Annotated in this window: 9 protein-coding genes; 3 read left to right on the top strand and 6 right to left on the bottom strand. The window is 67.0% G+C overall.

All coding sequences use genetic code 11. The features are described from left to right. Both ATE59_RS09025 and ATE59_RS09020 read left to right on the top strand, forming a co-directional pair. A partial coding sequence (locus ATE59_RS09025; RefSeq protein ID WP_058812135.1) for a copper resistance protein B occupies positions 1–772 on the top strand: 772 nt, incomplete at its 5' end. 79 nt (positions 773–851) lie between these two features. After that, positions 852–2,420, top strand: coding sequence for an alkaline phosphatase D family protein (locus ATE59_RS09020; protein ID WP_058812134.1), 1,569 nt, complete (start codon positions 852–854; stop codon positions 2,418–2,420). 20 nt (positions 2,421–2,440) lie between these two features. On the opposite strand, the gene ATE59_RS09015 is transcribed toward ATE59_RS09020, so the two are convergent. Continuing rightward, positions 2,441–4,048, bottom strand: a complete 1,608-nt coding sequence (locus tag ATE59_RS09015) for a M20/M25/M40 family metallo-hydrolase (RefSeq protein ID WP_058812133.1) — start codon at positions 4,046–4,048, stop codon at positions 2,441–2,443. Positions 4,049–4,196: 148 nt separating this feature from the next. On the opposite strand from ATE59_RS09015, the gene ATE59_RS09010 reads away from it, so the two are divergent. After that, positions 4,197–5,420: an alkaline phosphatase family protein gene (locus ATE59_RS09010; protein ID WP_058812132.1), complete on the top strand. Its 1,224-nt coding sequence runs from the start codon at positions 4,197–4,199 to the stop codon at positions 5,418–5,420. A 48-nt stretch (positions 5,421–5,468) separates the two neighbouring features. Here the strand turns inward: ATE59_RS09010 and ATE59_RS09005 are convergent, their stop codons facing one another. The 5 genes from ATE59_RS09005 to ATE59_RS08985 all read right to left on the bottom strand — a co-directional run bounded on the left by ATE59_RS09005 (position 5,469) and on the right by ATE59_RS08985 (position 10,555). After that, entirely contained in the window at positions 5,469–6,014 is a 546-nt protein-coding gene (locus ATE59_RS09005) for a hypothetical protein (protein WP_058812131.1), read from the bottom strand. Between the two features lie 101 nt (positions 6,015–6,115). Further along, the gene (locus ATE59_RS09000) at positions 6,116–6,874 is read right to left on the bottom strand and encodes a crotonase/enoyl-CoA hydratase family protein (protein ID WP_058812130.1); all 759 of its coding nucleotides are present in this window, start codon (positions 6,872–6,874) and stop codon (positions 6,116–6,118) included. Next, on the bottom strand, positions 6,871–8,493 hold the full coding sequence (locus ATE59_RS08995; protein WP_058812129.1) for an acyl-CoA dehydrogenase family protein: 1,623 nt from the start codon (positions 8,491–8,493) through the stop codon (positions 6,871–6,873). The genes ATE59_RS09000 and ATE59_RS08995 overlap by 4 nt, the downstream gene beginning before the upstream one ends. 11 nt (positions 8,494–8,504) lie before the next feature. Further along, entirely contained in the window at positions 8,505–9,374 is an 870-nt protein-coding gene (locus tag ATE59_RS08990; RefSeq protein ID WP_003044683.1) for a crotonase/enoyl-CoA hydratase family protein, read from the bottom strand. Further along, a complete protein-coding gene (locus ATE59_RS08985) occupies positions 9,371–10,555 on the bottom strand; it encodes a CaiB/BaiF CoA transferase family protein (protein WP_058812128.1) in 1,185 nt (394 codons plus the stop codon). Before ATE59_RS08985 ends, ATE59_RS08990 begins: the two co-directional genes overlap by 4 nt. Positions 10,556–10,588: the final 33 nt, after the last annotated feature.

Genomic DNA, 10,588 nt, shown 5'->3' with positions numbered 1-10,588 from the left:
GCCCACGACAGCCCCACCCCCCTCGCCGCCCGTCGGCAACGCGCCGCCGCCGCCCGCGCCGCGCGTCGATGCCGCCGATGCGATCTTCGGCGCCGACGCGATGGCACCCGTCCGCGCCCGGCTCTACGCCGAGCATGGCGGCGGCAGCATTTCCAGGATCATGCTCGATCAAGCCGAAGTCCGCGTCGGCTCCGGCGAAACCACCTATAGCTGGGACGGCGAAGCCCGCTTCGGGGGGGACATCGACAAGCTCGTCATCAAAAGCGAGGGCGAAGGCGCCTTCGGCGGCGCGTTCGACCGCGGCGAGGGGCAGTTATTGTGGAGCCGCGCCATCGGCCCCTATTTCGATCTCCAGACCGGGCTGCGTCAGGATGTCGGCCCCGGCCCCTCGCCCACTTACGCGGTCCTCGGCGTCGAAGGACTCGCCCCCTATTGGTTCGACGTCGAAGCGGCGCTGTTCCTGTCGGACAAGGGCGATGTCACCGCCCGTGTCGAAGGGAGCTACGACCAGCGCATCACCCAGCGCCTGATCCTGCAGCCGTCGGCGGAACTGAACGTCGCGCTTCAGGACGTGCGCGAACAGGGCATCGGCGCCGGGCTGTCGAGTGCCGAACTGGGCCTGCGCCTGCGCTATGAGATTGCCCGCGAATTCGCGCCCTATCTGGGCTATGTCTGGGAAGGCAAGATCGGCCGTTCTGCGCAGTTGGCGCGCGCCGTGGGCGACGATCCGTCGCGGTCCAGCTTCGTCGCCGGGGTCCGCTTCTGGTTCTGACCCCACCGCCAAGATCATTGATGTGACGCATGACTAGTCTATCTGGGGAGCACGATTCGTTTCCCCCCGGAGTCCCGCCATGTTCTCGCGCCGCAATTTCCTTGCCACCGCCACGCTTGCCGGCTTGTCCGCCCCGGCGATATTGCGCGCCGAGGCCGGTTTCTTTCGCGATTTCCCGTTCAGCCTCGGCGTCGCCGCCGGCGATCCCGCGAGCGACGGTTTCGTCATCTGGACCCGCCTCGCGCCCGACCCGATGGCGCCGCACGGCGGCATGCCGCTGGTTCCGGTTCCGGTCGAATGGGAAGTCGCCGAGGACAGCGGCTTCCGCAAGGTCGTCGCGAACGGCACCGAACTGGCGCGCCCCGAGCTTGGCCATAGCGTCCATGTCGAGGTTGCCGGGCTACAGCCCAGCCGCCCCTATTATTACCGCTTCACCGCTGGCGGCGAACGCAGCCTGCGCGGCCGCGCCCGCACGCTGCCCGCGACCGGCGCGCGCACCGATCAGGTCAAGTTCGGGGTTTGCGGCTGCCAGCATTATGAATCGGGCTTCTATGGCGCCTATCGCCATCTTGCCCGCGAAGAGCTGGATTTCGTCTACCATTATGGCGACTTCATCTACGAATATCAGCAGGACTATCTTTACGACAGCGGCCTGCCGATCCGGCCGGTGCGCAAATATGCGCTCCGCGGGCTTCAGGATCTGAGCGATTTCCGCACCGCCTATACCCAGACGCTGCTCGACATCGACATGCAGGCGGCACGCTCGGCGCATGGCTTCATCTCGACCTTCGACGACCATGAAATCCGCAACGACTGGGTATCGGTCTATGACGACTGGAAGATGGGGCTCGACGGCAACGATCCCGACGCCCCGCCGCCCGAAGTGTTCATGCTGCGCCGGCAGGCCGCGTTCCAGGCGTGGTACGAACATATGCCGGTGCGCAAGGCGCTGTTGCCGCGCGGCGGCTTCATCGCTGCGAACCGCGAATTCCGCTATGGCGACCTGATGGCGATGCAGGTGCTCGACACCCGCCAGTATCGCGACAACCAGCCGTGCGGCGACGGGTTCAAACCCGCCTGCCCCGATGTCTTTGCAAAGAATGCGCAAATTCTCGGCAAGGCGCAGGAAGAGTGGCTGGCGAAAAACCTGGCGCAAGGCGGCGCGACGTGGAACGCGATCGCGCAGCAGGTGACGATGATGTCGCTCGACCGGCGGCGCAAGGCCGACGAGCCCGAAAAGATCGTCAATCTCGACAGCTGGGCGGGCTATGAGGCGCCGCGCAAACGCATCCTGTCGCGCTTCGCCGGTCTCAAGAACTGCGTCGTACTGACGGGCGACGAGCATCAGAATTTCTGCGGCGATCTGGTGCTCAAGGACAAGGTCGTCGGCGCAGAATTCGTCGCCACCTCGATCAGCAGCGGCGGCGACGGCAGCGATCTGCGCGCCGGCACCGACCAGTTTCTGAAGCTCAATCCCGAACTCAAATTCGCCAATGACCAGCGCGGCTATGTCGTGTGCGATGTGAACCGCGATGCGTGGCAGACGCACTTCATGGTCGTCGACAAGGTGACGGTGCCGCTAGGCACGCTGTCGAAACGCGCGACGGGCGTCGTCGACAACGGCATCGCCGGGATCAAGATGGCCTGACCCCGGCGGATACCCGTCGCTCAGTCGTTGGGGTCCTTGTATTTGAACGGATCATAGGGCGTCGGCTGCGTCGGCACCGGGAAGCGCGGCAGCGTCTTGTCGCTGTTCGCCGCCGTGACGAGCATCCCCGCCATCACGACCGAAGCCTGGCGCAAATCGTCGGCTTTCAGATGGTCGAAGGTGTCGGCGCTGCTGTGGTGCGTGCGCGATCCATAATCGAGCGGATCCTGAATGAACTGGAACCCAGGCACGCCGACCGACTGCATATAGACATGATCGGTGCCGCTCGTCGGCCCCGCAACGACCTTGCCCGCGCCCATGCTCGCAAAGGGTGCGAGCCAGGATTGCAGGATCGGAACCGCGCCGACATTGCCCTCGGCATAGATGCCGCGCAGCTTGCCCGAGCCATTGTCCATGTTGAAATAGGCCTTGAGGTCGCCGTAACCGGGCTTTGGCGTGATCGGGTACCGGCTCGGCCAGCCATAATAGAGCGCGTTGCCGTCCTCGCCCTCGGTCGGGCCGGGGCGCGCCGCGAGATATTTGTCGACATAGGCGAGCGACCCGAGCAGCCCCTGCTCCTCCGCGCTCCACAGGACGAAGCGGATCGTGCGCTTCGGCCGGATGCCGAGCTTGCGAATGATGCGCGCGGCCTCCATCACGACGGCGCTGCCGGCGCCATTGTCGGTCGCGCCGTCGCCCGCCACCCAACTGTCGAAATGCGCGCCGGCCATGACATAGCCGGCCTTGGGGTCGGTCCCCGGAATTTCGGCGATGATATTATAGGCGCGCGTGTCGCTGTCGTCGTAACGAACGTTGGAATCGATCTCGAGCTGCGGCGGCGCGCCGCTTTTCGCGAGCCGCGCCAGGCGCCGATAATCCTCTGCGGCGAGTTCGATGCCGGGCAGCGTAGGCGAATGGCCGACGCGATAATTATAGCCCTCGCCATGGACGAGCTTGCCGTCGCGATAGGATTGCCGAACCATCGCCAGCGCGCCTTCGGCCTTCAGAAAGGCATCGAGCTTTTCGGCAAACGTCACCCGCTCCAGCCGGCGATTGAGCGCATCGGGATCATATTTGGGCTGGCGAAACTCGTCGAGCTTGCCGATGTCGTCGCTGCTCAGGCGGCGAAAGGCCGGCTTGTCGGGCTCGTCACCATCGCCCGGCAGCGACACGAGCACGATCTTGCCGGCGAGCTTGCCCTTCCATTCGGCGAAATGTTCTTCCTTCGACATCGGCGCGACGATGATCGGGGCGGTCACCGGTCCGTTGGTCGACGGCGTCCAGGCAATCGGAATGGCGGTCAGCGCGAGCGGGCGCGGCGCGACCATACGCGCGCTGACCGACAGGATTTCCCATCCGCGGCCGAATTCAAAGCCATCGCGGCGAACGTTGGACAGGCCCCAGCCTTCGAACTTTCCGATCGCCCAGGCTTCGGCTCGGCGCATGGCGGGCGAATTGGTCAGGCGTGGACCGATACCGTCGGTCATTTCCTGTGCCGTCTGCATCACCTGGCTGCGATTATAGCCTTCGTCGATGATGCGATTGGTGTCGTCGCCGCTCTGCCCGGTCGCCGGCACGGCCAGACATGCTGCGCCGACCAGCAGCGCCGCCATCAAACCCCTGTTCATGAACGCGTCCCCTTCATTTCGTCCGTGGTTTCGGATGAAACCGGGTGCACCATGGCAAGAGCGCGATTGCAAGCATGGATGTGGCCGAACCGGCGCGGCAACGCGCAATGACCTTGTCGCGCGGTTGTCACGCCGCCATCCTAGCGCGATGACCATGACTCGCCTGATGATCCTGATCGCCGCACTTTGCTCGTTGGCGTTACCCTATGCCCATGCCGCCGAAGCGAACGCCGAACCGCGCGCGCCCGTCACCATCCTGATTTCGATCGACGGCTTCCGCGCCGACTATCTTGACCGCGGAATCACACCCAATTTATCGAAACTCGCCGCCGAGGGCGCGCGGGGCGCGCTCCGCCCCTCCTTCCCTACCAAGACCTTCCCCAACCATTATGCGATCGTCACCGGCAAACGCCCCGACACCAACGGCATCGTCGGCAACAACATGATCGACCCGCGGCGTCCCGCCGAACGCTTCAGCCTGGGCAATGCGAAGCAGGCGCTCGACCCCTTCTGGTGGGACGAGGCCGAACCCGCGTGGGTGACGGCGCAAAAGGCAGGCGTGCGAACGGCAACGATGTTCTGGCCGGGCAGCGAGGTCGCGATCCACGATGTGCGTCCGGCCGATTGGCAGCGCTACGATGAAAATGTCAGCAATGTGCAGCGCGTCAACGCGGTCCTCGACTGGCTACGCCGCCCGCGCGCGATCCGCCCGGCCTTCGTGACGCTCTATTTCGACGCCGTCGATACCGCCGGGCATCATTTCGGCCCGGACTCGGCGGAACTCAATGCCGCGGTGACCGAGGTTGATACCCGCATCGGCGACCTGCTGTCGGGGCTGAAAGACCTCGGCCAGCCCGTTCGGCTTCTGGTCGTGGCCGATCATGGCATGCACGCGATCAGCGACGCGCGGATCGTCGACCTTGCCGACCTGATCGATTTGCCGAGTATTATCGCGGTGGAGACCGGCCCCTATGCTGCGATCGAACCCGCCGCCGGCACCGACGACCGGGTCTATGACGCGCTGCTCAAGCCGCACGACCATATGACCTGCCGCCGCCGCGAGGCTCTGCCCGAACGCCTTCACTATGGGCACAATCCGCGCGTCGCGGCGATCATCTGCATCGCGGAGAACGGCTGGACGATCGTCGCGGGCAAGCCGGCCTACCCGGTGATGGGCGGAGCGCATGGTTATGACAATGACGACCCCGACATGCGCGCCTTGTTCATCGCCTATGGCAGCGGCCTGCGCGGCGACGTCGGGCTGGTCGACAATATCGAGGTCTATCCGCTTCTGATGCGCCTGATCGGCGTCAAGCCACTGCCGAGCGATGCGCGCGGCGCGCTGCTCGAAAGTCTTGCGCCGCAACGCTGACCCGCGAAACGCGATCGGAACCGCGCGCGCCGGTTCCGCTATGCCCGATCAGTCGCGCAGCACCGCCATCGCGCGGATCGACAGTTCGGGTGCGTTGACGATCTGGACGAGATAGCGGCCCGGCGTCACGTCATATTCGACCATCTTGCGGACGCCCGAGCAGGCGGGGCCATGGCCGTGCGCCGCCGCCGGCTGCGCCTTGCCGTCGCGTACCAGATCGATCCAGGCGCCCGCGTCGAGCGCGATCACGAGCCGGCCGGCCCGTTTTACCTCGACCGGGATCATGCCGCCGAATTTGAACACATCCTGCCGCCGCTCGGGCGCGATCCAGTAGCGCAGGCTTTCGGCCTTATGGAGCAACAGGCCCGTGCGCGCCGCGCCGAGCGACGGCCAGTCGGCGGCGCGCGCCTCGCCATAGGCATAGATGGTCTTGGCCGAACTCATCCGCCCCCAATCGGCCAGATCGGGCGGCAGCGCGGGGTCGGCGGGGCAGTCGGCCACCGCCTTGCCCTTGCGCGGCGCCTTGCCCGTCGCGGGCATCGCCACAACCATCGCGGCGCCCAGCGCCGCACCTGCAAAGACCCGAAACCGCATCGCTCACCCTCCCGCGCCGGAATAGCTGTCGGCGGCAATCTATACCGGTGCGGTCGCTTTGTGGATGCCGGAAATAGCAGACGCGCCGGACCGTCACGCGATCAGTCGAAGCGTCCGCTCCGCCCTGCCCCATCGACAAAGCGCTCGGCTCCCTTCGCGGCTTCGGCGCGCAATGGCGCGGCGCCTTCGCGCCCCTCGAAGCGGAGCGCGTCGGCAAGGTCGAAATCCCATTGGCGATAGGCCGACATGCGGTCGGTACGCATGCACAGCGCCGGAAAATGCGCGATCTCGGCGGCAAGCGCCTGCGCGGCTGCCAGCGCCTGCCCTTCCTCCACGACCCGGTTGGCAAGCCCGATTGCGAGCGCTTCGGCCGCATCGACCGGGCGCCCGGTCAGGATCATGTCGAGCGCGCGCCCCTGTCCCACGATGCGCGGCAGGCGGACCGTCCCGCCATCGATCAGCGGCACGCCCCACCGGCGGCAGAAGACGCCGAACACCGCGCTGGCGGACGCCACGCGCAGGTCGCACCACAGCGCGAGTTCAAGGCCGCCCGCAACCGCATAGCCTTCGACCGCCGCAATCACCGGCTTGGAAAGCAACATGCGCGACGGCCCCATCGGCCCGACGCCTTCGGGTTGGTAGCGCTCGTTGCCCGCCCCCACTGCCTTCAGGTCGAAGCCTGCGCAAAAATGACCTGACGCGCCGGTCAGCACCGCGACCGCGGCGCTGTCGTCGGCGTCGAAGTCGGCGAACGCCTGCCGCAACAGGTCGGCGGTGGCCGGGTCGACCGCGTTGCGGCAGTCGGAGCGGTCGATGGTGACGGTGCGCACCGCGCCGTCGTTGGTGATCCGCACGCTCATGCCGCGGGCATCGCGCGGTCGACGATGGCGCGCGCATCGACGGTTGCATCGAACGCGCCATAGGCGCTGCCACGTGGGCTCAGGCGAAGGCGGCAGAAGGCCTCGGCAATCGGACTATCCTGTCCGATCAGGATCGCGGCCTGCGCCGCAAGCGCCAGCCGCTCGACGAGCAGCCGTGCCGTTCCCTCGTCGGCGCGCGTCAGATCGATGTCCTCGACCCAGCGATCATAATGGGCATCGCGCCCGCGCTGCGCCGCCAGAAAGTCCTGAAGCGCCGCCACCCCGTCGGGTTCGCGCGCGATGGCGCGCAGCACGTCGAGCGCGATGACATTGCCCGATCCTTCCCATATCGCGTTGAGCGGCGATTGGCGGAACAGCCGCGGCATCGGCCCCGCCTCGACATAGCCGGCGCCGCCATGCGCCTCCATCGCTTCATAGATCAGACCCGGTGCGCGTTTGCACACCCAATATTTGGCAATCGGCGTCAGCAGCCGCGTCAGCGCATCCTCTTCGTCGAACGCCTGCGCCAGCCGGAAACCGAGCGCCGTCGCCGCCTCGCTTTCGACGGCAAGGTCGGCGAGCACCGCCGCCATTGCGGGCTGGTCGATCAGCCGTTTCTGAAAGGCCGACCGATGGGCCGTGTGCCACAGCGCCTGGGCAAGCGCGCCGCGCATCTGCTGCGCCGAACCGATCACGCAGTCGAGCCGCGTATGCTGCACCATCTGGATGATCGTCGCGACGCCGCGTCCCTCGGCGCCCAGCCTTTGGGCCAGCGCACCATGATATTCGATTTCGGCCGAGGCGTTCGACCGGTCGCCCATCTTGTCCTTCAGGCGCATGACACGGAACCCCGCGTTGCGGCTGCCGTCGGGAAGCCAGCGCGGGACAAGGAAACAGGTCAGTCCGCTTGGCGCATAGGCCAGCGTCAGGAAGGCGTCGCACATCGGCGCCGAACAGAACCATTTATGCCCCGTCAGGCTGTACCAGCCCGCTTCGCCCGTCGGTTCAGCGCGCGTCGTGTTGGCGCGTACGTCGCTGCCGCCCTGCTTTTCGGTCATCGCCATGCCGATCGTCACCCCGGCCTTGTCCGCAGCCGGGCGGACGGCGGGATCGTAGCGGCCCGCCGCGATGCGCGGCACCCAGACGTCGGCGACCGCCTGCTCGGCTCGCAGCGCCGGCACGGCGGCATAGGTCATGGTCATCGGACAGCTTGTGCCCGAATCGGCCTGCCCGGTCAGGAAGAGGATCGCCGCGTGGAGCGTATGGCCGCGTGCGCTGCCGTCCCACGCCGATGCAGCAAAACCGCTATCGAGCCCCAGCCGCATCAGGTCGTGATAGGCGGGATGAAAGCGCACCTCGTCGACGCGGTGGCCATAGCGGTCATAGGTTTCGAGCACGGGGCGCTGGCGGTTCGCCTCGACGCCCCATTCGATCACCTCGGCCGAACCACAGCGCTGCCCGAGCGCGGCGAGCCGGGCGCCATGCTCGCCCGCGCCTGCGCTGTTCACCGCATCGACCAGCGCCCGGTCGCCGGTAAACAGGTTCCTGTTTTCGAACGGCGGCGCCTGGTTGAACACATCATGCGTGTCGAGCCGGTCGATCGGCTGAAGTGCGGTCATGCTTCGTCTCCTCAATCGTCGGCGGGCAGGCGCTTCGACACCTGGCTCGCGATCGGATCGCCGCTGTCGCGTTCGGCAACCGCCTGCTTGAAGCCGACCTCCTGCGCGCGGTCGCGGAACCATATGCCCTCGGGCGAATGGCGCGATACCCCGTCGAACAGCGTCGCGAACATCTGGGTATTGTTGAGCCCCATATTGTCATAGGCCTGATTGACCACCGTCTTGGTCATCATCAACTGGTTGCGCGGAACCCCGCGCAGCCGCCCGACCAGCCGCTCGACCGCATCGTCGAGTTCGGCCTCGGGCACCGCTTCGAGCGCCAGCCCGATCCGTTCGGCTTCGCGCCCGTCGATCAGGTCGCCCGTCATCATCATGCGCTTCGCCATCTGCGGCCCCAGACGATAGACCCACATCGCCGGGGTCGGCACGCCCCAGACGCGCGCAGGGGGATAACCGATGCGCGCATCGTCGGCCATGATCAGAAAGTCGCAGCACAGCGCGATGTCGGACCCGCCGGCAACCGCGGCGCCATGAACGCGCGCGATTGTGGGCTTGGTCGCGCGCCACAGTGCCATGAAGTCCTGCGTATTGCGCCACATCATCTGGAAATCGAGCGTCGGATCCCACGGCATATCCTGCGACCCGCTGATCTCGCCCTTGCGTTCGGCATAATGTTTGAGGTCGTATCCGCCGCAAAAGCCCGGCCCCGCGCCGCGCACGACGATGACATGGACGTCCGCATCGGCCTCCGCCCGTTCGACCGCGGCGCGGATCTCACGCGGCATACCGTGCGCGATCGCGTTGAAATGTTCGGGACGGTTGAGCGTGATCGTCGCCACCCGATTTTCGGCGGCATAGGACAAGGTCTGATAGGTTGTCATGGGGTCTCCTCAGGGCAGCAGGCGGCGCCGTTTGCGATGGCGGCTTCGATCTCTTCGGGGGTGAGGCCGGCCGCGGCGAGCACCGTCCGGCTGTGCTCGCCGACGCGCGGCGCATGCATCTCGAACCCCGGCCGCGCGCCGTCGAAGCGCGCCACGGGCCGGGTCCGGCGCACCGCACCGGCCTGCGGGTGGTCGGTCAGCGCGACGAAGCCGTCATGGACGATCTGGGCGTGACCGGGGAGCGCCGCCGACCGGTTGGCGACGCCGCACGGCACGCCCGCGTCGGCCAGCCGGGCCACCGCCTCGCGCGTGCTCAGCGCGGCAATGCGCGGCGCCGAGATCGCGCGCAGATCGTCCCAGTTGAGGAATCGCGTCGTCATGTCGGCAAAGCGCGGATCGGCAAGCAGCTCGGGCGCGTCGATCGCGCGCGCCCAGCCTTCGAATTCGGACTGCGACAGCATGACAACGACGATCCAGCCGTCGCCGGTCGCCCAAGGGCGATAGACGGCGGCGATGTCGGGCATGCGCGAGGTGGCATCGGGAAAGGCCTGCGCCCCGTGGAGGTCGATCCAGCCATAAGCGACCGCGGCCTCCAGCATCGAAATATCGACGACCGCCCCCTTTCCGCTGCGCGCCCGTGCGACGAGCGCGGCGGTCGCCGCCTGCGCCGCGTAGAGCCCCGCGGTCTTGTCGCAAATCCATTGCGGGGCGAGCAGCGGACCTTCGGCGGTCCAGCTGACCATCCCTGATTCGGCCTGCACGATCGGATCATAGGCGCGCCCGCCCGCCATCGGCCCGTCCTGACCGAAGCCGCTGATCCGCGCGATGACCAGATCGGGGCGCAGCGCATGCAGCACATCGGTGCCAAGTCCCAGCCGCTCCATCACCCCGGGCCGGAAATTGTGGATGAGGAGGTCGGCCTGCGGCACCATGCGGCGCAGCAGCGCCTGCCCTTCAGCGCGCGCAAGGTCGATCGCGACCGATTGCTTGTCGGCGTTGAGCGCGACATGCGCCGAGCTGAACCCCGGCGCCGCGACCGCGCCCAGCAAACGCGCGCGGTCGCCTTCGGGCGGCTCGACCTTCCACACCCGGGCCCCCTGCTGCGCCATGATCTGCGTCGCCAGCGGCCCCGCGACAACGCTGGTAAGATCGATTACGGTCACGCCTTCGAGGGGCAGCATCTTCCTCTCCATCTTTATTTGTTGCATATATTG

Source organism: Sphingopyxis sp. A083 (assembly GCF_001468495.1).
Classification (GTDB): domain Bacteria; phylum Pseudomonadota; class Alphaproteobacteria; order Sphingomonadales; family Sphingomonadaceae; genus Sphingopyxis; species Sphingopyxis terrae.
Note: the sequence above shows the minus strand (reverse complement) of the source record. Positions and strands in the feature narration are given on the sequence as shown.

Excerpts from the sequence above, each read along its gene's own strand:
- ATE59_RS09020 (WP_058812134.1), top strand. The coding sequence starts at position 852 with ATGTTCTCGCGCCGCAATTTCCTTGCCACCGCCACGCTTGCCGGCTTG.
- ATE59_RS09015 (WP_058812133.1), bottom strand. The coding sequence starts at position 4,048 with ATGAACAGGGGTTTGATGGCGGCGCTGCTGGTCGGCGCAGCATGTCTG.
- ATE59_RS09010 (WP_058812132.1), top strand. The coding sequence starts at position 4,197 with ATGACCATGACTCGCCTGATGATCCTGATCGCCGCACTTTGCTCGTTG.
- ATE59_RS09005 (WP_058812131.1), bottom strand. The coding sequence starts at position 6,014 with ATGCGGTTTCGGGTCTTTGCAGGTGCGGCGCTGGGCGCCGCGATGGTT.
- ATE59_RS09000 (WP_058812130.1), bottom strand. The coding sequence starts at position 6,874 with ATGAGCGTGCGGATCACCAACGACGGCGCGGTGCGCACCGTCACCATC.
- ATE59_RS08995 (WP_058812129.1), bottom strand. The coding sequence starts at position 8,493 with ATGACCGCACTTCAGCCGATCGACCGGCTCGACACGCATGATGTGTTC.
- ATE59_RS08990 (WP_003044683.1), bottom strand. The coding sequence starts at position 9,374 with ATGACAACCTATCAGACCTTGTCCTATGCCGCCGAAAATCGGGTGGCG.
- ATE59_RS08985 (WP_058812128.1), bottom strand. The coding sequence starts at position 10,555 with ATGCTGCCCCTCGAAGGCGTGACCGTAATCGATCTTACCAGCGTTGTC.